Source organism: [Rhizobium] kunmingense (genome assembly GCF_977018605.1).
In genome coordinates this window covers 1,711,695-1,738,275 of record NZ_CDRNXG010000001.1, presented here as the reverse complement: position 1 = coordinate 1,738,275, position 26,581 = coordinate 1,711,695, and the positions used below count along the sequence as shown (strand labels likewise).

The following is a 26,581-nucleotide window of genomic DNA, read 5'->3' as shown; positions in this document are numbered from 1 at the left end:
CGCCGATACCGGCGAACGCGTACTTGCCACTGACACGACCGGCGCCGATGGCACCTATCTGTTCACCGGCGTCCTGCCCGGCCAGTATGTCGTGCGCGTCACCGATACAAACGGCGTTCTCGGCACGGCCATCCCGACGACCGCCACCGTCCAAACCGCGACGCTGACGACGATCGGCGCGGTCAACCTCGCCGAAGACTTCGGCTACAATGCCGCAGCCCCCGTCGTCGACCTGAATTCCGGCACCACACCGTCGCAGATGGTCAACAACGGTGCCAATCCGGGCGGCACTGGCTGGACCGGTGCCGGGTCCCAGGGATCCGTCAATAGCGGCGGCTATCTCTGGCAGAACGACAATTCCACCGGCACATTGACCCAGACCGGTTTTACCAGCTGGAACAATGGCTCGGCCCCCTCGGGCGCGGCCCAGCTGACCTTCGAACTCGGCTGGAACAATGGCGGCCTCGACACGACGGTGCCGTCCACGCTGGAAGTCTCGATCGGCGGCGTCGTCTATGCCCGCATCTCCACCGGCGTCGTCGGCGGTACGCCGAACACCGCCACCGTCACCTATCTGAACGGCGCAACCGGTTCCCCCTCGACGATTGCGAGCTCGGCCTCCGGCAACTGGACGCGCACCGGCATCACCCTTAACCTGCCGAACACGGTCGCGGCCAACGGCAACCTCGTGTTCTCCTTCGCCGCCACCGGCGGCCTGCTCGGCGGCAGCGACGACATTTTCATAGACAATGTCAGCGCATTCACCAATGTCGATGCCTCGCCGGGCCTCAACTACACGACGACCTATACGGAAAACGGCACGGGCGTCTCGATCGCCTCGACAACGGCCGGAAGCCTTGCCGACGTGCGCGATCTCGACAGCACCAGCATGCGCTCGGCGACGATCGTGCTGACCAACGCCCAGGCGGGCGACCTTTTAAGCATCGGCACGCTGCCGGGCGGCATCAGCGGCTCGATCGACACATCCGTCGCCGGCCAGATCACCGTGACGCTGACGGGCACCGCCACCAACGCCAATTATGCGGCTGCAATCCGCGCCATCACCTTCTCCAGCACCAGCGAAAACCCGAGCACGACGCCGCGCGTCATCAACGTCACCGTCAACGATGGCGGCCTCTCCTCCGCCGTCGCCACCTCGACGATCAACGTCGTCGCCGTCAACGACGCTCCGGTCAACACCTTGCCCGCAGCAGGCTGGACCACCAACGAGGATACCAGCGTCGCGCTTTCCGGCCTGTCGATCGCAGACGTCGATGTCGGAACCGGCGTCATGAGCGTCCAGCTTTCGGTCGCCTCCGGCACGATCACCGCCACATCGGGCGGCGGCGTCACGGTCACCGGCTCAGGCAGCACGATTACGCTTTCCGGCACGCTCGCCAACATCAACGCCTACCTCGCCTCGGCGGCGGCACCCGTCTATGTCCCCGTCGCGGATGCAAACGGCACCGTCGTGCTGACCATGACCACCAGCGACGGCGGCGGCACCGGCACCCCCGGCCCGCAGACGGATGTCGACACCCGCAACATCACAATCACCCCGGTCAACGATGCGCCTGTCATCGATCTCGACGGCGCCTCCGCCGGCACCGGCTACTCGGTCGGCTATACAGAAAACGGCACCGGTGTCGCGATCGCCGCCGGCAGCAACACCGTCGGCGATGTCGACAATGCCAATATGGCATCGGCCACGATCGTCATCACCAACGGCCAGGCGGGCGATGTGCTGGCCGCCAACGGCGCCCTGCCCGCCGGCATCAGCGCCAGTTACAACGCCGCCACCTACACGCTGACGCTGACCGGCTCGGCAACCCGCGCCGCCTACCAGACGGCGCTCGCCCAGATCCTCTATTCGTCGACGTCGGACAACCCGACAATCGGCGGCACGGCCGCGGGCCGCACGATCAGCGTCACGGTCAGTGACGGCGCACTTGCCTCCAATACGGCCGTCACCGCCGTCGCTGTTACCGCCGTCAACGATGCGCCGGTCAACACGCTTCCGGCCGCGGGCTGGACCACCAACGAAGACACCAATGTCGCGCTGACCGGCCTTTCCATCGCCGATCTCGACGCCGCCAACGGCACCATGACCGTCACCCTCGGCGTCGCGTCCGGCACGCTCACCGCCACTTCGGGCGGCAGCGTCACGGTGGGCGGCTCCGGCACCGCAAGCCTGACGCTGACGGGCACGCTTGCCAATATCAACGCCTATCTCGCCTCCGCATCCGCTCCGATCTACGTCCCCGTCGCCGATGCCAACGGCGCGGTCACGCTGACCATGACGACCAGCGACGGCGGTAATACCGGCACCGGCGGTACCCAGACCGATGTCGATACCCGCTCGATCACCATCACTCCGGTCAACGACGCACCGGTGCTCGATCTCGACACCGGCAGCGCCGGCACCGGCTATGCGACCAGCTATACGGAAAATGCCGCGGGCGTCGCCATCACCGGCGCATCGAGCCTGATCACCGACGTCGACAATGCCAACATGACGTCGCTGACCGTATCGATCGCCAACGGCCAGGCCGGCGACGTGCTGTCATGGGCCGGCATGCCAGCCGGCATCACCGCCAGCTACAACTCGACCACCTTCGTGCTGACATTGACCGGTTCCGCCACGCGCGCCGACTACCAGACCGCGCTTCAGGCAATCCGCTATTCGTCGACGTCGGAAAACCCGTCCACCATCGCCCGCACGATCAATGTCGTCACCAATGACGGGACGGTCAACTCCAACACCGCCGTCGCCACCGTCAACGTGATCGCCGTCAACGATGCCCCGGTCAACACCGTGCCCGGCGCGCAGACGGTGCAGGAAGATGTTCTCACCGCCATTACCGGCCTGTCCGTTACCGATGTCGACAACACCAATGTCACGGTCACGCTGACCGTCGCCAACGGCATCCTCTCGCCCTCGGCCAGCGCCGGCACGGTCACAGGGGCCGGCACCAGCACGGTCACCATTTCCGGCACTCAGGCGCAGGTGAACACCGTTCTCGCCTCGCTGCGCTATCAGGGCAATGCCGATTATAACGGCACCGACACGCTGACCATGGTCACCTCGGACGGTTCGCTCTCCGATACCGATACGGTGGCGATCACCGTCACCGCGGTCTCCGATACGGCGCCCGATACGGTGACAACCAACGAAGACACGCCGATCTCCTTCAATGTGATCACCGGCACAAACGGCGCGTCGCCCGACAATTTCGAGAATTCAGGCCGTACGCTGACCTCCGTCACCCAGCCGCCCGCCGGCCAGGGCAGCGTCACGTTCAATGCCGACGGCACGCTCACCTATACGCCGCCCGCCAATTTCAACGGCCAGACCACTTTCACCTACACCGTCACCTCCGGCGGCGTCACCGAGACGGAAAACGTCACGGTCAACGTCACGCCCGTCAACGATGCTCCCGTCAACACCCTGCCGGCTTCCGGCTGGGCGACCAACGAGGATACCAGCGTCGCGCTGACCGGCCTTTCCATCGCCGATGTCGATGCCGGCACCGGCACGATGACCGTGCAACTCTCGGTCACATCGGGCACGCTGACCGCCACATCCGGCGGCGGCGTGACGATTTCCGGCTCGGGCGGCACGATCACGCTCACCGGCACGCTGGCCAACATCAACGCCTATCTCGCCTCTGCCACAGCGCCCGTCTACGCTCCCGTCGCCAATGCAAGCGGCAGCGTCACGCTGACCATGACCACCAATGACGGCGGCAATACCGGCGGCACCGCGCTCGCCGATGTCGACACCCGACCGATCACAATCGCCGCCGTCAACGACGCGCCGGTCAACACCCTGCCGCCCACCTATTCCACCGCCGAGGACACGGCTGTCGGCCTGACCGGCATCCAGATTACCGACGTCGATGCCGCGACCGGCACGATGACCGTCACCCTCGGCGTCAATTCCGGCATCCTCACCGCCAGTGCCGCCGGCAGTGTCACCGTCTCCGGTTCGGGCACCGGCACGATCACGCTTTCCGGCACGCTCACCAACATCAACGCCTTCCTCGCCTCGGCCTCGCGCCCCACCTTCTCGCCGGCAGCCGATTTCAACGGCGCGGTGACGCTGACCATGACAACCAGCGACGGCGGCAATACCGGCTCCGGCGGCACGCTGACCGATGTCGACACGTCGACGATCACCGTCACCCCGGTCAACGACGCCCCGATCCTCGACCTCGATGCCTCCGGCGCCGGAACCGGCTTCACCACGACCTATACGGAAAACGGCGCAGGCGTTGCGATCGTCGATACCGACGTGCTGATCACCGACGTCGACAACACCACGATGACTTCGGCAACGATCGTGATCACCAACCCGGTGGCGGGCGATACGCTGTCGGTCGCTGGCACCCTGCCCTCCGGCATGTCCTTCGCGTACAACGCCGGCACCTACACGCTGACACTCTCCGGCACGGCGACAAGGGCGGATTATCAGGCAGCGCTGCAGCAGATCCGCTACTCTTCCACCTCCGACGATCCGGGCTCGACGGCCCGCACGATCAGCATTTCCGTCAGCGACGGCACGGCCGCCTCCAACACCGCCGTCGCCACCGTCTCGGTCATCCCGGTCAACGACGCGCCGGTCAACACACTGCCGGCAAGCTATACGACAACCGAAGACACCCCGCTTGCCATCAGCGGCCTTTCGGTCGCAGACCCCGATGCCGGCACCGTCAGCATGACGGTCTCGATCGGCGTCAATGCCGGAACGATTTCGGCAACCGGCGCCGGCGGCGTCACCGTCTCGGGGTCCGGCACCGGCACGATCACGCTCACCGGCACGCTCTCCAACATCAACGCCTATCTGGCAGCCGGCGCCACCCAGCCGGTCTACACACCGGTCGCCGATTTCAACGGTGCCGTGACGCTGACCATGACGAGCAGCGACGGCTCGCTCACCGATACCGACAGCCGCACCATCACCGTCACGGCCGTCGCCGATATCGCCAACGATACGGCAACCACCAGCGAGGACACGGCCGCGACGATCGATGTCAACGCCAACGACAATTTTGAAAACGCCGCCCACCAGATCACCGCCATCAACGGCAGCTCGATCGTCGCCAATGGCGTGGTCACGGTGGCAAACGGCACCGTGCGCCTCAACGCCAACGGCACGCTGACCTTCACCCCGACCGCCGATTACAACGGCGCGACGAGCTTCACCTATACCGTTACCTCCGGCGGCGTCACGGAGACGGCGACCGTCAGCGTCACCGTCACGCCCGTCAACGATGCCCCGGTCAACACCGTGCCGGGCGCGCAGACGACGGCGGAAGATGCACCGCTCGCGATCGGCGGCGTCAGCGTCGCCGATGTCGACGGCGGCAACCTCACCACCACCGTCAGCGTCACCAACGGCGCGCTCTCGGTCACCGCAGGTGGCGGCGCGACGATCAGCAACAACGGAACCGGCACAGTTACCATCGCCGGCACGGCAGCGCAGATCAACGCGGCGCTTGCCGGCCTATCCTACACGCCGACCGCCGACTATAACGGCTCCGCCCAGCTGACCGTCGTCACCAATGACGGCACACTCACCGATACCGACGGCATCGCCATCACCGTGACGCCGGTCGCCGATATCGCCAACGACACGGTGACGACGCCGGAGGACACCGCCGTCATCATCAACGTCAATGCCAATGACACATTCGAAAACGGCGCCCACCAGATCACCGCGATCAACGGCACGGCGATCGCCGTCAACGGCACGGTCACGGTCGCCAACGGCACCGCGCGCCTGAATTCCGACGGCACGATCACCTTCACCCCGGCAGCCAACTACAACGGTTCGACCAGCTTCACCTATACCGTCACCTCCGGCGGCGTCACCGAGACCGCGACCGTCGCCGTCACCGTCACGCCCGTCAACGATGCCCCGGTCAACACGGTGCCGGGCGCGCAGACGGTCGCCGAAGACGGCACGATCACGTTCTCTTCGGCCGGTGGCAACGCGATCTCGGTCGCCGACATCGACAACGGCACGCTGACGGTGACACTCACCGTCACCAACGGCGCCTTCTCGCTGTCGGGCATATCCGGCCTCACCTTCACCGCGGGCGACGGCACGTCGGATGCGACGATGACCTTCTCCGGCACGACGGCGGCGATCAACGCGGCGCTTGCCGGCGCAACCTACGTCCCGACCCGCGATTTCAACGGCTCCGCCCAGATCTCGCTCACCACTTCGGACGGCGCGCTTTCCGATGTCGACACGATCGGCGTGACGATCACGCCCGTCGCCGATATCGCTAGCGACAGCGTCTCCACTGACGAGGATGTCGCGGTCACCATCCCGGTCCTCGCCAACGACACGTTCAACAATCCCGGCCGGGCGATCACCGCCATCAACGGCACGGCGATCGCCGTCGGCGGCACGGTGACGGTGGCGAACGGCACGGTACAGCTCACCTCCGGCGGCCAGCTCGTCTTCACCCCGACGCTCGATTACAACGGCGTCACCACCTTCACCTACACGGTAAGCTCCGGCGGCGTCACCGAAACGGCAACCGTCACGGTTGCGGTCGCCTCGATCAACACACCGCCGATCAACACCATCCCGGCCAACTATACGACACTGGAAGACACCGGCCTCGGCCTCACAGGTCTGTCGATTTCCGATGCGGATGCCGCCGGCGGCACCGTCTCCGTCACGCTTGCCGTCGACAGTGGTATCCTGACCGCGGCAAACGCGGCCGGCGTCACGGTCACCGGCTCAGGCAACAACCAGATCGTCCTCTCCGGCACGATCTCCGCCATAAACACCTATCTCGCAGGCGCCTCGCGCCCCACCTTCACGCCCGCCGCCAATTCCGTCGCCGACGTCACACTGACCATGACGACCAACGACAACGGCAATACCGGCGGCCCGGCGCTGACCGATATCGACACCTCGACCATCACCATCACGGCAGTCAACGACGCCCCCGCCGGCACCGACCGGACCGTCACGCTGACGGAAGACGGCAGCTACACCTTCACTGCCGCCGATTTCGGCTTCACCGATCCGAACGACAGTCCCGCCAACACGCTGTCGGCCGTCATCATCAACACGCTGCCGACCAATGGCACGCTGACGCTGGGCGGTGTCACGGTCACGGCAAACCAGGTGATCAACGCCGCCAATATCGGCAGCCTCGTCTTCACCCCCAACGCCAATGCCAACGGCACGGCGCTCGCCTCCTTCACCTTCCAGGTGCGCGATAACGGCGGCACCGCCAATGGCGGCGCCAATACCGACCCGACACCGAACACGATCACCTTCAACGTCACCGCCGTCAACGACGCCCCGGTCAACACGCTTCCCGGTAGTTTCGCTACCAACGAGGACGTGGGCCTAGCGCTGACCGGCATTTCGATTACCGATATCGATGCCGGCTCGAACAATGTCACGGTCACGCTGTCGGTCGGCTCCGGCACCCTGTCAGCCACGACCGCCGGCGGCGTCACCGTTACCGGTTCGGGCAGCTCGATCACGCTGACCGGCACCGTCGCCAATATCAACGCCTTCCTCGCCGGCTCGTCGCGACCGACCTACACGCCGGTCGCCAATGCCAACGGCCCGGTCACACTGACCATGGTCACCAACGACGGCGGCAATACCGGCACCGGCGGCGCGCTGTCCGACACCGACACCTCGACGATCAACATCGCCCCGGTCAACGATGCTCCGGTCGGCTCCAACGCCGCGATCAGCACCAACGAGGACACGCTGTTTTCCGGCACGCTGCCGGTCGCCACCGATGTCGATGGCGACACGCTGACCTATTCGGCCGGCTCGCTCGGCCCCGCGCATGGCGTCGTCACCATCAATGCCAACGGCACCTATACCTACGCGCCCGCCGCCAATTTCAACGGTACCGACACGTTCCGCTACCGCGTCAGCGACGGCACGACGAGCGTCGAATACACGGTCACGGTCACCGTCAATGCGGTCAACGATGCGCCGGTCGCCGCAAACGACAGCGCCCAGACCGCCGCAAACAGCAATGTTTCGGCGAATGTCATCACCAATGATAGCGATGTCGATGGCGACACGCTGACCGTCTCGCAGGTCAACGGCGCGAGCGGCAATGTCGGCGTAGCCATTGCCGGCTCCAATGGCGGCACCTTCACGATCGGCGCCAATGGTGCTGCCGTCTTCAACCCCGGCGCAGCCTTTGCCGACCTCGCCGCCGGCCAGACGCGCACCTCCTCCGTCACCTATCAGATCTCCGACGGCAATGGCGGCACGGCAACCGCCACCTTCACGGTCACCGTTACCGGCATCAACGACGCGCCGATCTCCACCCCGATCGCCAACCAGAGTTCGAACGACGCACAGACGGTGTCGCTCAATGTCTCGGGCAATTTCAGCGATCCGGATGCCGGCGATACCCTGACCTATACCGCAACCGGCCTTCCCCCCGGTCTGTCGATCAGCGCATCCGGTGTCATCACCGGCACGATCAACCGCAGCGCCAGCGTCAACGGGCCCTATTCCGTCACCGTCACCGCCACAGATGCGGCCGGGGCACAGGCAAGCCGCAGCTTCACCTGGGCGATCGCCAACCCGGCCCCGATCGCCAACAACGATGCCCTGGCGACGACCGAAAACGCCGCCATCAACGGCTCGGTCTTCGCCAATAACGGCTCCGGCATCGACAGCGACCCGGATGGCGACCCGATTGCCGTCTCGGCGGTCGGTGGCAGCGGTGCAGGCGTAGGGGCTGCGGTTTCCGGCTCGAACGGCGGCACCTTCACCATCAATGCCGATGGCACCTATGCCTTCAATCCCGGCACCAGCTTCGACAATCTGGCTGCCGGCCAGACCCGCACCACATCGGTCACCTACACGATTTCCGATGGCCAGGGCGGCACCGCGACCGCCACGGTGACCGTTACCGTCACCGGCCAGAACGATGCGCCGAATGCCGTCAACGACACGTTCACCACCAATGAGGATACGCCCGTCACTTTCGACGTGCGCACCAACGACAGCGATATCGACGGCGGCACGCTCTCCGTCACCGCCATCAACGGCACGGCAATCTCTGTCGGCAACCCGATCACCGTCACCGGCGGCGTGGTCTCGCTCAATGCCAACGGCACGCTGACCTTTACGCCGAATGCCAATTACAACGGCACCCCGAGCTTCACCTACACCGTTTCCGACGGCCAGGGCGGCGCGACGACCGCCACCGTCAACGGCACCGTCAATCCGGTCCAGGACGCGCCGGTCGCAACCAACGACACGTTCACGACGCCGGAAGATACGGCAATCACTTTCGACGTGCGAACGAATGACAGCGATGCCGACAACGATCCGCTGACGGTGACGCAGATCAACGGCCTCGCCATCACCTCCGGCGGATCGGTGGCGGTTACCGGCGGATCGGTGCGTCTGAACGCCAATGGCACGCTCACCTTCACGCCTGCCGCCAATTACAACGGCACGCCGAGCTTCACCTACACGATCTCCGACGGTCAGGGCGGCACAGCAACTGCCACGGTCAGCGGCACCGTCACCCCGGTTCAGGACCCACCGGTCGCCACCGCCGACACGTTCACCACCGCCGAAGACACGGCCGCAACCATCAACGTGCTCGGCAATGACAGCGACCCGGACGGCGATGCGCTGACGATTACCCGCATCAACACGACGGCGATCGCGGTCGGCGGCACCGTCTCGGTGACCGGCGGCACGGTGACGCTCAACGCCAACGGCACGCTCACCTTCAATCCGGGAGCCAACTACAACGGCAGCCCGAGCTTCACCTACACGATTTCCGACGGCAATGGCGGCACAGCGACTGCCACGGTCAGCGGCACCGTCACCCCGGTCAACGACGCTCCGGTCGCCACCAACGACACATTCACCACGCCGGAAGACACCGCCGTTAACGTCAATGTCCGTGGCAACGACACCGATGTCGATGGCGACACGCTGACCGTCACCCAGATCAACGGCACGGCAATCGTTACAGGCGCCACCGTTTCCGTCACCGGCGGCACGGTGACGCTCAACGCCAATGGCACACTCACCTTCAATCCGGCCGCCAACTACAACGGCAGCCCGAGCTTCACCTACACGATTTCCGACGGCAACGGCGGCACGGCGACAGCCACGGTCAGCGGCACCGTCACCCCCGTCAACGACGTGCCGGTCGCCACCAACGATACTTTCACCACGCCGGAAGACACGGGCGTAACCTTCGATGTCCGCGCCAACGATACGGATGCCGACGGCGACGCGCTGACCGTCACCGCCATCAACGGCACGGCGATTGCGACCGGCCAGTCCGTCGCCATCACCGGCGGCTCCGTCCGCCTCGATGCCGATGGCCGCCTCAGCTTCACCCCGAACGCCAATTTCAACGGCAACGTCTCCTTCACCTACACCGTCTCGGATGGCACCGCCTCGGCCAATGCCACGGTCAACGGCACGGTCACCCCGGTCAACGATGCGCCGGTCTCCTCCAACATCAGCGTGTCGACCAGCGAGGACACCCCCCTTACCGGCACGCTGACCGCCACCGATGTCGACAACGACCCGATCACCTTTGCCGCCGGCACGACGACGCCCGCCCACGGTTCGGTGACGATCAACGCCAACGGCACTTATACCTACACGCCGAACGCGAATTACAACGGCACCGACAGTTTCAGCTTCGTCGTCACCGATCCGAATGGCGGCCGCAACGAATATACCGTCACCGTTGCCGTCAGCGCGGTCAACGATACGCCGGTCGGCACGCCCCTGCCGGACCGCGCCGCCAATGATGGCTCAAACGTCAATTTCGATGTCTCCGGCGCCTTCTCCGATGCCGATGGCGACACGCTGACCTACTCGCAGACCGGCCTGCCCGCAGGCTTGTCGATCAGCGCTGCCGGCGTGATCACCGGCACGCTCGCCCCGAATGCCAGTCAGGGCGGCAACAACGGCGTCTACACGGTGACGGTCACCGTTTCGGATGGCAATGGCGGCACGACGCAGCAGACCTTTGCGCTCACCGTCTCAAACCCGGCTCCGATCGCCGTCAACGATACGGCAACGACCGCGGAAGACACGGCCGTCACCATCACCGTTCTGACCAATGACAGCGACCCGGACGGCGATCCACTGTCCGTCGTCTCTGCCACTGCCGCGCATGGTACCGTGACCATCCTCGCCAATGGCCAGCTCTACTACCAGCCGGATGCCGATTATAACGGCACCGACACGATCAGCTACACGATCTCCGACGGCAATGGCGGCACGGCGACCGCAACCGTCACCGTCACCATCACCCCGGTCAACGACGACCCGGTCGGCAGCCCGATCGCCGACCGCACCCGCAACGACGGCGATACCGACAGCCTCGATCTCTCCGCCTTCTTCTCCGATCCCGAAGGCGGCGCGCTGACCTATGCGATCGATCCCGACTTCCCGCTGCCGCCCGGCCTGACGCTCGCCGAAGACGGCTCGCTGATCAGCGGCCGGATTACGCCAGACGCCTCCGGCCCGACCGGAACGACGGTCTATACCGTCCGCGTCATCGCCACCGATCCGAGCGGCGGCACGACGACCGTCGAGTTCGATTACACCGTCCTCAACATCCCGCCGGTGGCCCTGGACGACGCGGTGACGACGCTTGAGGATACGCCCGTCGATATCGACATCCTCGCCAATGACAGCGATCCCGATGGCGATGCCGCCGAAGTCATCCGCGTCAACAACCAGGTCCTGACGCTCAATGGCGCGGCGGTCGAGACGACCCACGGCTCTGTCCGTCTGGTCGAAAATGCAGACGGCGATCCGGTGCTCCGCTTCACGCCGGATGCCGATTACAACGGCCAGGAAAGCTTCACCTACTCGATTTCCGATGGCAATGGCGGCTTTGCCACAGCAACGGTCACCGTCACCGTCACCCCCGACAACGATGCACCAACGCCGACCCAGCCGATCCCGGATCGCGTCCGCGCCGACGGCCAGTCCTTCACCTACGATGTCGCCGACTTCTTCGCAGACCCGGATGGCGACACGCTGACCTACTCCATCAGCGGCCTGCCGGCCGGCCTGCAGTTCGACACCGCCACCGGCCTGATCTACGGCAACATCAACAACCAGGCGAGCCAGGGTGGCAACAACGGCCTCTACACGGTCATCATCACCGCCACCGACGGCTCCGGCGAGACAGCAACCCAGTCATTCGATCTGACCGTCACAAATCCCGGCCCGACCGCCAACAACGACACGGTGACGGTTGCCGAGGACGGCTCGGTCACGTTCAACCCGGTCACCGGGGCAGGCACGACCAGCGGACCGGCTGGCGCAGACACCGATCCTGACGGCGACCCCCTGGTGATCACGGCCGCCAGCGCCGGCAACGGCACCGTCACGCGCAACGCGAACGGCACGCTCACCTATGTACCGACCGCCAATTTCAACGGCGTCGACACGATCGTCTACACCATCTCCGACGGCAATGGCGGCGTCTCCACCGCCACCGTCCGCGTCACCGTCACCTCGGTCAACGACGATCCGACCTCCGATCCGTTCCCCGATCTCATCGACAGCGACAACCAGCCGGACATCAATTTCGGCGTCGCCGACTATTTCGACGATATCGATGGCGACACGCTGACATTCACGGCCGACAACCTGCCGCCTGGCCTTGAGATTTCGTCGGACGGCCGCATCACCGGCACGATTGAACCCGATGCATCGACCGGCGGCAATCCGCAAAACCAGGACGGCTTCTTCGTCTACACGGTGACTGTGACCGCCACCGACGGCAATGGCGGCAGCACCCAGCGCACCATAACCTGGACCATCGTCAACCTGCCGCCCAAGGCGCTCGACGACAGCCTCTTCGTCGATGCCGATGCCGAAGAGACCGATGGCGGCAATGTGCTGGACAATGACGCCGACGAGGACGGCCTGACCGTCGTGGCGGTCGAAGGCGTGGCCGGCAATGTCGGCCAGCCGGTAGCAGGCTCCAACGGCGGCACCTTCGTCATCAATGACGACGGCACCTACACATTCGATCCCGGCGGCGATTTCGACGACATGTCGGAAGGCGATCCGGCACGCACCACCTCCGTCACCTATCGTATCAGTGACGGCCAGGGCGGCTTCGACACGGCCACCGTCATCGTCACCGTCACCGGCGTCAACGAGGACCCGACCGCCGACACGATCCCGAACTATACCCGCGCCGACGGTCAGTCGCTCACCAGCAACCCGCTGCATCTGGGCACCTTCTTCCAGGACGGCGATGCCAACGACACGCTGACCTACACGATCACCGGCCTGCCGAACGGGCTGGTATATAACCCTGCAGACGGCAGCGTCACCGGCACGATCGCCAACAATGCCAGCCAGGGCGGCAATGGTGGCGTCTACACGGTGACAGTCACCGCCAATGACGGCCACCAGGGCACGGTCTCGCAGACATTTACCTTCACCGTCACCAATCCGGCGCCGATCGCCGTCAACGACACGGTCGAGACAGCGGAAGATACGCCCGTCAGCTTCAATCCGATCACGGGCCTCGGCACGACCAGCGGCCTGACCGGCGCCGATACCGACCCGGACGGCGACACGCTCACCATCGACAACCGCCCGGGCTTCCAACCCGTCGCCGGCAATGGCACGGTTACCGTCAACGGCAACGTGCTCACCTACACGCCCAATCCCGACTACAACGGCACCGACACGATCGTCTACCGCATCAGCGATGGTCAGGGCGGTTTCAGCACCGGCATCATCACCGTCTCGGTCGACGCGGAAAACGATCCGCCGATCTCCTCGCCGATCCCCAGCATGGAGCGCAATGACGGCGACACGATCAGCCTCGACCTCTCGGGCAATTTCGCCGACCCCGAAGGCGAACCGCTGACCTATACCGCGGACGGCCTGCCGCCGGGTCTTGAGATCGATCCTGTAACCGGCGTGATTTCCGGCGATATAGACGCCGACGCCTCGGGCCTCACCGGCATCCGCGACTATGTCGTCACCGTCACCGCCACCGATCCGGATGGCCTCAGCGTCTCGGAACAGTTCACCTACACGATCCTCAACGTCGCCCCGAACGCCGAGAACGACGCCGTTTCCACCAACGAGGACACGCCGGTCGATATCGACATCCTCTTCAACGACCGGGACCCGGATGGCGATACGGATACCGTCATCCTGGTCGAAGGCGTGGCCCTTGCCGTCGGTGGCCCGGCGGTCACGACGCCGAACGGCACGGTTGAGCTGATCCGCGGCGCAGACGGCGGCGAATTGCTGCGCTTCACCCCGAACCTCAATTTCAACGGCACGGAATCCTTCACCTACACGATCAGCGACCGCAATGGCGGCACGGACACGGCAACCGTCACCGTCACCGTCAATCCGGTCAACGATGCACCGGTAGCAAGCCCGATCCCGGATCGCACCCAGGTCGACGGTTCCGATTTCAGCCTCGATGTGCGCCCCTATTTCAGCGATATCGATGGCGACATGCTGGATATCGAGGTCGACGGCCTGCCGTCCGGCCTCACCTTCGATCCCGCGACCGGCCTGATCACCGGCACGCTTGCCGCCAACGCGTCGCTCGACAGCCCCTACACGATCACCGTCACCGCCCGTGACGCCGGCGGCGAAACCGCCGAAACCAGTTTCGACCTCACCGTCACCAACCCGGCGCCGCAAGCCGCCAACGACACGGTCGCAACGACGGAAGACACGCCTGTCACCTTCAACCCGATCACGGGTGCAAACACCGAAAGCGGCAATGCAGGCGTCGATATCGACCCGGATGAAGACCCGCTGACGATCACCCAGATCGACGGCCAGAATATCACCATCGGTGTCCCAATCGAGGTCGCAGGCGGGACCATCACGCTCGCCGACGCGGACGGCAACCTCACCTTCACACCGGCGGAAAACTTCAACGGCACGGTCACCTTCACCTACCGTATCGCCGATGGAAACGGCGGCTTCGCCGATGCCACAGTGACGATCAACGTCGCGGCCGAAAACGATCCGCCGACGATAGACCTGAACGGAAATGCAGGAGGCAATGACAGCTCCGCCTCGTTCACCGAGGGCAATGCACCTGTCCTGATCGTCTCGCCCGATGCGATCGTCGCCGATGTCGAGGGCGGCATCGTCTCGCTCGATATCGCGCTTGGCGGCTTTGCCGATGACGGCAGCGAAGTCATCCACCTGAACGGTGCGGTCGACATCATCTACGGCACGGCGTCGAGCGGCACGATCACCTTCGGCAACACCACCTTCTTCTTCGAGTATGACGGCGAAGACAGCCTGCATTTCGAGAATTCCGCCGGTAGCGCCGTGCCGATGCCGGATGCGGCAACCAGTGCGCTGCTGCGCGCCATCCAGTATGAAAACCGCAGCGACAACCTGACCGCCGGCAACCGCACGCTGACCATCTCCGTCACCGACGATGGCAACGAGACGGCTGAAGCCATCGCCTCCGTCAGCGTCGGCGCGGTCAACGACCCGCCGGTCGCCGTTGACGATACGGCGACGACGGGCGAAAACACCGCCATCACCAACGGCCAAAGCGTTCTCGGCAACGATACGGATGCCGAAAATAACACGCTCGTCGTTTCCGCCGTCGGCGGCAGCGGCACGGGCGTCGGAACGGCGGTCGCCGGCTCCGATGGCGGCACCTTCATCATCCGCGCGAACGGCACTTACGATTTCGATCCGGGCGAGGAATTCGATGATCTGCAGGTCGGTGAAACCCGCGCGACAAGCGTCACCTACACGATCTCCGACGGCAACGGCGGCACATCCACCGCGACGCTGACCATCACTGTCACCGGCCAGAACGACGCCCCCGTGGGCGGCGACTTCACGATCGACGTCGACGAAGACGATCAGGCGACCGGCACCCTTCCGGTCACCGATGCCGATGGCGACACGCTGACCTATGCGATCGCCAGCCAGCCGGCCAACGGCACGATCACCATCGGCGCCGATGGCAGCTACACGTTCATCCCGGCCGCCAATTTCGCCGGCACCGACACGTTCACCTACACCGTCAACGACGGCCGCACGACCGTCACCTTCACCGTCGATGTCGTGGTTACCAATGTCGAGGACCTCCCGGAAGGCGAAATCCCCGACCAGGCCTTCGACGACGCCGCCGACGTCACCCTCGACATATCGCAATACTTCACCGATGCCGATGGCGACGACCTCACCTACAGCGCCGACGGACTGCCGGACGGCCTCGAAATGGGTGAAGACGGCACCATCACCGGAACGCTGCAAAGCGATGCCAGCCAGGGCGGCACGAACGGCGTCTACACGATCACCGTCACCGTCGACGATGGCGTTGGCGAAATAACCCGCACCTTCACCATCACCGTCTCCAATCCTGCCCCCGTTGCCCAAAACGACGCGATCACCACGGGAGAGAACGCCGAGGCAAACGGGTCCGTCTTCGATGACAACGGCTCCGGCGAGGACACCGACCCGGATGGCGACACGATCATCGTCTCGGCCGTCAACGGCAATGCGGCCGGCGTCGGCGCAGCTGTGACAGGCACGGCGGGCGGCGCGTTCACCATAGATGAGGAAGGCAATTACAACTTCGATCCCGGCACCGATTTCGACAACCTCGCCGCCGGTCAGACCCGTGTCACGTCGGTCACCTACACGATCTCGGACGGTCAGGGCGGCACGTCGACAGCCACCTTCACGGTCACAGTCACCGGTGCAAACGACGCCCCGATCGGTGCGAACGGCGCAATCGAGGTCACCGAGGACACGCCCTATAGCGGCACTCTTCCCGTCGCCACCGATGCCGAAGGCCAGCCGCTCACCTATGCGGCCGGCAGCCAGCCGACGAACGGCCGCGTGGTGGTCAATCCGAACGGCACCTTCACCTACACGCCGAACCCGAATTACGCAGGCTCCGACAGCTTCACCTATACGGTCTCGGACGGCACCGCGACGGTTACCTACACGATCGCGGTCGATGTCGACGCGGTCAACGATGCGCCCGCGCTCGGCAATGACAGCTTTACCGTCGATGAGGACGGCAGCACCACCATCGACGTGCTTGCCAACGACAGCGATGCCGACAACGACCCGCTGACGATTACGCAGATCAACGGCCAGGCGATTGCAGTGAACGGCACCGTCTCCGTCACCGGCGGCACGATCTCCCTCAATGCCAACGGCACGCTGACCTTCGCGGCGGCCCCGAATTTCAACGGCCCGCTCACCTTCACCTACACCGTCTCGGACGGCACCACGACCTCGACCGCCACGGTTTCCGGCCAGGTTACCTCCATCAATGACTTGCCCGTCGCGGAAGACGATACCGCCACGACCGACGAAAACACGCCGGTCGAAGGCAATGTCATCATCGGCAGCGACAGCGACGCGGATGGCGACACGCTGACCGTCGTTGCCGTGGGCGGCAGCCAGACCGGCGTCGGCGCAACGCTTGCCGGCTCCGGCGGCGGCACCTTCGCCATCCTCGCCGACGGTTCCTACACCTTCAATCCCGGCTCGGCCTTCCAGGACCTGCAGGCCGGTGAAAGCCGTGTCTCCACGATCACCTACACGATCTCCGACGGCAATGGCGGCACCGATACGGCCACGCTGACGGTTACCGTCACCGGCGTCAACGATGCCCCGACCGCACCGACACTTCCGCCCCGCGCCGATATCGATGGCACCGCGATCGACATAGACCTTGCCGCAGGCTTCGCCGATGTCGATGGCGACACGCTGACCTACACGATCACCGGCCTGCCGACCGGCCTCACCTACGATGCCGCGACCGGCCGCATCACCGGCACGATCTTGGCCTCCGCCTCAGGCCCGACCGGCACCCGTGCCTTCACAGTCACCATGACGGCCATCGACGGCAATGGCGGCACCGTTGAGCGCGACTTCACCTGGACCGTCACCAACCCGGTTCCCGACGCGCAGAACGACACGTTCTCGATCGACGAGGGCGATACGCTCACCGGCAATGTTCTGGCAAACAACGGTAACGGCGCCGATACGGATGAAGACCCGCTCACCGTCTCGCTGGTCAACGGCCCGGACAACGGCACGCTGACGCTGAATGCCGACGGCACCTTCACCTACGTGCCCGACGCCTTCTTCAACGGCACCGACAGCTTTACCTACCGGGTGGCAGATGGAAACGGCGGCTTCGATACGGCCGTCGTCACCATCACTATCGGTGCGGTCAACGATGCCCCGGTCCCGGCCGACGATACATTCGCGATCGACGAGGACGGCAGCGCCACGATCGACGTCCTCGCCAACGACAGCGACCCGGACAATGACGCGCTCACCGTCACCGCCATCAACGGCCAAGCGATCTCGACCGGAAATCCGGTCACCGTCACCGGCGGCACCGTCTCGCTCAACGCCGACGGCACGCTCACCTTCACGGCGGCTGCGAACTACAACGGCAACCCGTCCTTCAGCTACACGGTTTCCGATGGTGCGATCAGCCGCGACGCGATCGTCTCCGGCACCGTGCGCGCCATCAACGACGCGCCGGTCAATACCTTGCCGGGCAGCTACAACGGCACGGAAGACACCGACCTGCCGCTGACCGGCATCTCGATCACCGATGTCGATGCAGGTGCGGCACCGATCACCGTCACGCTCGGCGTCAATGCCGGCTCGCTGATCGCCTTTTCCGGCGGCAATGTCACGGTTTCGGGCAGCGGTACCGGCTCGATCACGCTCTCCGGCACCGTCGACAATATCAACGCCTGGCTCGCCGGCCCGACGGCGCCGATCTATCGCCCGATCGCCGACAGCAGCGCCGCCGTCACCCTGACGATGACCACCAACGACCGCGGCAATACCGGCTCCGGCGGCCAGCTGACCGCCACAAGCACGGCGGCGATCCTCATCGCCCCGGTCAACGACGCCCCGGTCGCCACCGACCAGCGCGTCTCCACGGCGGAAGACACCCCTGTCGCCGGCACGATCGCCGCCGCCGACGTCGATGGCGATCCGCTCGCCTATGCGGTCACCACCCAGCCAGCCAATGGCCGCGTCACGATCGACGCCTCGGGCGCTTACGTCTACACCCCCGGCACCAATTTCAACGGCACCGACACGTTCACCGTCACCATATCCGATGGCCAGGGCGGCACGACGACGGCGACCGTCACCATCGACGTTTCGCCGGTCAACGACGCCCCTATCGGTTCTGATGGCGCAATCACGGTCACGGAAGACGTCGCCTATCCCGGCCAGTTGCCCGCCGCGACCGACCCGGAAGGAACCCCGCTCACCTACGGTATCGGCAGCCAGCCGCAGCACGGCACACTGACCGTCAATCCGAACGGCAGCTACACCTACACACCGGCCGCCAACTATAACGGCACGGATAGCTTCACCTACACCGTCTCGGACGGCACGGCGACGAGCACCTACACGATCGCGATCAACGTCACGGCCGTCAACGACGCGCCGATCAGCTCCAATGCGGCGATCTCGCTCAACGAGGACATACCCTTTGACGGCCAGCTTCCGGCCGCGAGCGATGCGGAAGGTGACGACGTCACCTACGAACTCGTCACCGGCACGACGAACGGCACGATCGTCGTCAACGAGGACGGCAGCTATCGCTATGTGCCGAACGGCAACTACAACGGCCCGGACTCATTCACCTTCCGCGTCACCGACGGCAACGCCGCGTCCGTCACCTATACCGTCGCGATCACCGTAAACCCGGTCAACGACGCACCGGTCGCGGCGGACGTGACGGTCGAGACCGACGAAGACACGCCGATCGTCAACGGCACGCTGCCGCCGGCCAGCGATGCCGAAAACAACCCGGTCACCTACAGCGCCGCCACCCAGCCGCAGCACGGCACGCTCACCGTCAACGCCGACGGCACCTATACCTATCGACCAGCCGCCAACTACAACGGCACCGATAGCTTCACCTATACGGTCAGCGACGGCTCGGCCTCCAACACCTACACCGTCACCATCCTGATCGATCCGGTCAACGATGCGCCGGTCGCCTCCGACACCGCGATTTCGGTGACCGAGGACGAGCCCTATGAAGGCCAGCTGCCGCCCGCGACCGATGTGGAAGGCGACGACGTCACCTATGCGCTCGAAACCGGCCCAGAGAACGGCACGATCGATTTCAACGACGACGGCTCCTACACCTATACGCCGAACCTCGATTACAGCGGTCCCGACACGTTCACCTATACGGTGAGCGACGGCAATGGCGGCGCCAACACCTATACGGTGGCAATCACGGTCGGCCCGCAGAACGATCCGCCGGTTGCCGCCGATGCGGCGGTGACGACCAACGAGGATACGCCGATCGTCAACGGCATGCTGCCCCAGGCGACAGACCCGGAAGGCCAGCAGGTCAACTACGGCCTCGGCCGCGGTGCGTTGAACGGCACCGTCACCGTCAATGCCAACGGCACCTATTCCTATGTTCCGGCCACCAATTTCTTCGGCACGGATACATTCACCTATACGGTGAGCGATGGCGCGGCGACCAGCACCTACACGGTCACCATCACCGTCAATCCGGTCAATGACGCCCCGACCGCCTCCGATACCTCGATCTCGGTCACCGAGGACACGCCGTTCAACGGCCAGCTTCCGCCGGCAACCGATGTCGAAGGCAACCCGATCACCTATGTTCGCGGCACCGGCCCGGCCAACGGCACGCTTACCTTCAATGCCGATGGCAGCTACATCTACCGACCAGCCGCCAACTATAACGGCCCGGACTCATTCACCTATACGGTGACCGATGGCTCCGGCACGTCGCAGGTCTATACGGTGACGATCGGCGTCGCAGCGGTCAACGATGCGCCGGTCGGCGCCAATGATGCGGTCACAGCCACCGAGGACACGCCTTTCGACGGCATTCTGCCGCCCGCAACCGACGCCGAAAACGATCCGCTCAGCTACGCGATCGGCCGCAATGCCACTAACGGCTCAGTCACCGTCAATGCCGACGGCACCTATCGCTACGTGCCGAACCCGAATTTCTTCGGTACCGACACCTTCACCTACACGGTCAGCGATAGCGTCGCCTCGTCCACCGCCTATACGGTGACGATCACCGTCACACCGGTCAACGATGCACCGATCGGCTCCAACACCAGCATCGCCGTGACCGAGGATGTGCCGGCCACCGGCACCCTTCCACGCGCAACCGACCCGGAAGGCCAGCCCGTCACCTACAGCCTCGGCACGACGCTGCCAGCCCACGGCACGGTCAGCATCACGCCCGAAGGCGTCTACACCTACACGCCGGCCGTCAATTACAACGGCACCGACACGTTCACCTATACGGTCAGCGACGGTTCTGCGACCGCCACCTACACCGTCACGGTCACCGTCGGCGCCGTCAACGACGCCCCGACCGGCAGCAATGGCACCGCTTCGGTCAACGAGGACATGACACTCAACGGCACCCTGCCGGTTGCCACAGATGTCGATGGCGACCCGCTCACCTATGCCAAGGCGACCGATCCGGCCCATGGCACGCTGACGGTCAACCCGAACGGCACCTATACCTATATCCCCGCCGCCAATTACAACGGCCCGGATAGCTTCACCTACACGGTCTCGGACGGCACGGCATCGCGCACCTATACGATCGCAATCACCGTCAATGCCATCAATGATGCCCCGGTCGGTGCGGATGGCACGGCCAGCACGACCGAGGACACGCCGCTCAACGGCACCCTGCCGGTCGCGACCGACCCGGACGGCGACCCGCTTGCCTATACGCTCGCCAGCCAGGCGGCCAACGGCACCGTCACCATCAACCTCGACGGCACCTATACCTACACGCCGAACCCCGATTTCAACGGCACGGATACGTTCCGCTACACGGTTTCGGATGGCGCGATCCAGCGCACTTACACAATCACCGTCAGCGTCGGCGCGGTCAACGATCCGCCGGTCGGCGAGGATCTCGACGTCACGATCGACGAGGACCAGACCGCCTCCGGCCAGCTGCCGGAAGCCACCGATGCCGACAATGACGACCTCGTCTATGCCCTCGGCGAACAGGCCGAATCCGGCACTGCCACCGTCAGCCCGGACGGCAGCTACACCTATCAGCCGAATGCCAATTTCAATGGCACCGACAGCTTCACCTACACCGTCTTCGATGGTACCGCGACCGTCACCTACACGGTCAACATCACCGTCAACGCGGTGAACGACCCGCCGACCGGCGCGGATGGCGCAATCACCGTCACCGAGGATACGCCCTATCCCGGCACCCTGCCGCTCGCCTCCGACCCGGATAGCGATCCGCTGCGCTACAGCCTTGCCGGCCAGGCCGAAAACGGCGTCGTCACCATCAACCCGGACGGCACCTATACCTATACGCCCAACGAGAATTTCAACGGAACCGACGCGTTTAGCTATGCCGTCTCGGATGGCACGGTGGTGCGCACCTACACGATCAGCGTCACCGTCAATCCGGTCAACGACGCCCCTGTCGGCCGTGACGACGAGGTCGAGACCAACGAGGACACGGCGCTCGACGGCCGCCTTCCGGTCGCAACCGATGTCGACAGCGATGACCTCGTCTACGCACTCGAGAGCGGCCCGGCCAACGGCACAGTCATCGTCAATGCCGACGGCACCTATACCTATACGCCGGACCCGGATTACGACGGCACCGACAGCTTCGATTACTCCGTTACCGATGGCGAGTTCACGCAAGTCTATACGGTCACCATCACCGTCAACCCGGTCAACGACGCGCCCGTCGGCGAAGACGACGCGGCAAGCACGCCGGAAGACACGATCCTCAATGGTCAGTTGCCGACTGCAACCGATCCCGATGGAGACCCGCTGACCTACGGCCTCGGCAGCCAGGCCCAGCACGGTACGGTGAGCATCAACCCGCAGGATGGCACCTACACCTACACACCGGCCCTCAACTACAACGGCACGGACAGCTTCACCTACACGGTGTCGGATGGCACCGCCACGAGCACCTACACGATCACCGTCACGGTCACGCCGGTCAACGATGCGCCGGTCGGCGCGGATGGCACGCTCTATGTCGAAAACGGCGTCGAAACCGATGGCACCCTGCCGCAGGCGGTCGACCCGGAAGGCGACGCCGTCACTTATGCCCTCGACACCCAGGCGACCAAGGGAACGGTCGCGATCAACGCCGACGGCACCTACACCTACACGCCCAACCCCGACGAAACCGGCACCGACACGTTCACCTACACGGTCAGGGACGGCTCCGGTACGCCGATCAACACCTATACGGTCACCGTCACCATCGGCCCGCCGAACGAAGCGCCGGAAAGCGAGAACACCACCGAGACGATCGATGAAGACACGGTGCTCAACGGCATCGTGCCCGAGGCGACCGACCCGGAAGGCCTGCCGCTGACCTATGCGCTCGGCCGCGAACCGGTCAACGGCACCCTCGTCTTCAACCAGGACCGCACTTACACCTACACGCCGAACCCGAACTTCTTCGGCACCGATAGCTTCACCTATGTCGTCAGCGATGGCGCCGTCTCGTCGATCTTCACTGTCACGATCAACGTCAACGACATCAACGATCCGCCGGTCAGTTCCAACACCAGCATCTCGGTCACAGAGGATGTCGCAGCCACCGGCACCCTGCCGCCGGCAACCGACCCCGAAGGCGAGGAGGTCACCTATTCTCTCGGCACCACACAGCCGCAACGCGGCACGGTGGTGATCAACCAGGGCGGCACCTATACTTATACGCCGAATGAAAACGCCAACGGCACCGACAGCTTCTCCTTCATCGTCACCGACGAGCGCGGCGAGACGAGCGAATATACCGTCAGCGTCACCATAAATGCAGTCAACGATGCCCCTGTCGGCAGCGACGAAGAGGTGCCGGCCGTCGAAGACCAGACGCTGGAAGGCCAGCTCGAAGTCACCGATGCCGACAACGACACCCTGACCTTCGCAGTCCAGAACCCGACGACGAACGGCACGCTGACGCTCAACCCGGACGGCAGCTACGAATACGTCCCGAACCCGAATTTCTCGGGCCGCGACGCCTTCACCTACACCGTCACCGATGGCACCGCGACCCGCACCTACACAGTCACCATCATCGTCGCCAACAGCAACGACGCGCCGGTCGGCGATGACCTCGACATCACCATCGACGAGGACCAGACCGCCACCGGCCAGCTGCCGCAGGCGACAGACCCGGACGGCGATGCGCTGATCTACGCGCTCGAAGACCAGGCAGAGCACGGCACCGCCACGGTCAATGCCGATGGCAGCTACCGCTACGTGCCGAACCCGAATTTCAACGGCACCGACACGTTCAGCTACACAGTGACGGATGGCGAAGAGACCGTCACCTACACGGTCACAATCACCATCGATCCGGTGGAAGATCCGCCGGTCGGCGCCGACGGCACGGCAACCGTGATCGAGGACACGCCGTTCAACGGCACGCTTCCTGTCGCAACCGATGCAGACAACGACACGCTGACCTATGGTCTGGGCGCCCAGGCTGAGAACGGCACCGTCGTCATCAATGCCAACGGCACCTATCGCTATGTGCCGGCCGCAAACTTCTCCGGCACCGACAGCTTCGACTACACGGTCTCGGACGGCACGACGACGCTCACCTACACGATCACGATCACCGTCACGCCGGTCAACGATGCGCCGATCGGCGAAAACGTCACGGTCACGACGCCGGAAGACACGGCGATCAGCGATCGCCTGCCGGTCGCCGTAGACCCCGAAGGAAGCCCGGTCGCCTATGCGCTGGGGGCTGCCCCCACCCGCGGCACCGTCACCATCAATGCCGACGGCACCTATACCTACACGCCGAACCGCAATTTCAACGGCACCGACACATTCACTTATACGGTGAGCGACGGCACCGCGGTGAATACCTACACGGTCACCGTCTCCGTCACCCCGGTCAACGATGCGCCGATCGGCTCCGATACGGCGATCTCGGTGACGGCGGGCGAAAGCGCCAGCGGCACCCTGCCGCCGGCAACCGACCCGGAAGGCAGCCCGGTCACCTATGGCCTCGGAACGCAGGCGGGCAACGGCACGGTGACGATCAACCCGGACGGCACCTATACCTACATCCCGGCCGCCGGCTTCTCCGGCACCGACACGTTCACCTACACGGTCTCGGATGGCCAGGGCGGCATCTCGGCCTACACGGTCACCGTCTCGGTCGGCGCCGCCAACCAGCCGCCGGTGGGTGCGGATGCCAATGTCATCGCCTTCGAGGACACGGCCCTCAATGGCCGCCTGCCGGTGGCAACCGATGCGGATGGCGACACGCTGACCTATGGCCTCGGTGCAGCGCCGGTGCACGGCTCCGTCACCGTCAACCCGGACGGCACCTACACATACATCCCGGCGCTCAACTACAACGGCACCGACACCTTCACCTATACGGTCTCGGACGGCCGCTCGACCTCCACCTACACAGTCACCATCACCGTCGATCCGGTCAACGATCCACCGGTCTCCTCCGATACGTCCGTCTCCGTGAGAGAAGGCAATTCGGTCAGCGGCACCCTGCCGCCGGCAATCGATCCCGAAGGCCAGCCGCTGACCTATGGTCTGGGCACCGGCCCGCGCCACGGCACCGTGGCGATCAACCCGGACGGCACCTATACCTACACCCCGGCCGCCGGTTACAGCGGTGCCGACAGCTTCACCTTCACCGTCAGCGATGGTGCCAACACGGTCACCTACACCGTCAGCATCACCGTCGAACCGGCAGGCGGCACCCAGCCGCCGGAACCGCCGCGCCCGCCGCTCGAAATCGATCCGCCGGCCCCGGTCGTCAACGCTCCGACCGATCCCTGGCAGCCTCCATCCGTCTCCGATAGCAGCTCAGTCGGATCGCCCCTGCCGATCTCCTCACTGATGGACGATCTGAACGGCACCACGAACCTCAGCGTTCAGGGCCCGATCATCGCGGCCGTCAACTCGATCCGCTCGCTCAACAGCATGGGCTCGCTGCCGGACGAAGCGCCGGTCACCTATGCCGCCGGCCAGATCGGCGACTGGGTCGAAAGCGGCCGGATCATCGACGAACTGACGGCCGGCTTCTTCAAGGGCGGCTCCAACATCCATCTGGAACGCGAAGGGGCCGAAAGCACCTGGTTCCAGATCGATACGATGGTCTACAAGGACTATCTCTACATCATGCCGTCGTCGGAAGGTGACGTGGAAAATGCCGCATTCGGCGTCACGCTCGCTGATGGCCGCCCGCTGCCGGACTGGCTGAAACCCACCCGCCAGGGCCTCGTCGTCGGTCGCCCGCCGGCCGGCCTGCAGTTCATCGACCTGCGCATCCACGGCACCTCGTCGGATGGCGTCATCTCCGACACGATCCGCATCGACCTGCATACCGGCGCGATCCTCGATCATGTCAGCGACCGCCGCACCGACCTTGGCCCCGGCATGTTCTCCGATCATTTGCTGGCCGCCTCCGACATGATGGCGAGCGAGGACGTCTCGCTGCTCGGAAACGCGCTGGAACAATGGAGCGAGTTGCCCGACCGCTCGTGA

The 26,581-nt window shown here is 64.9% G+C and carries 1 protein-coding gene (running past one end of the window); it reads left to right on the top strand.

Translation table 11 applies throughout. The features are described 5' to 3' along the window. Positions 1–26,581, top strand: partial view of an Ig-like domain-containing protein gene (locus tag AC0JZ4_RS08275; protein WP_471885904.1) — the 3' portion only. Its footprint begins 1,634 nt before the window's first position; the window shows 26,581 of its 28,215 coding nt (coding positions 1,635–28,215); its start codon lies beyond the left edge, outside the window; it ends in the stop codon at positions 26,579–26,581.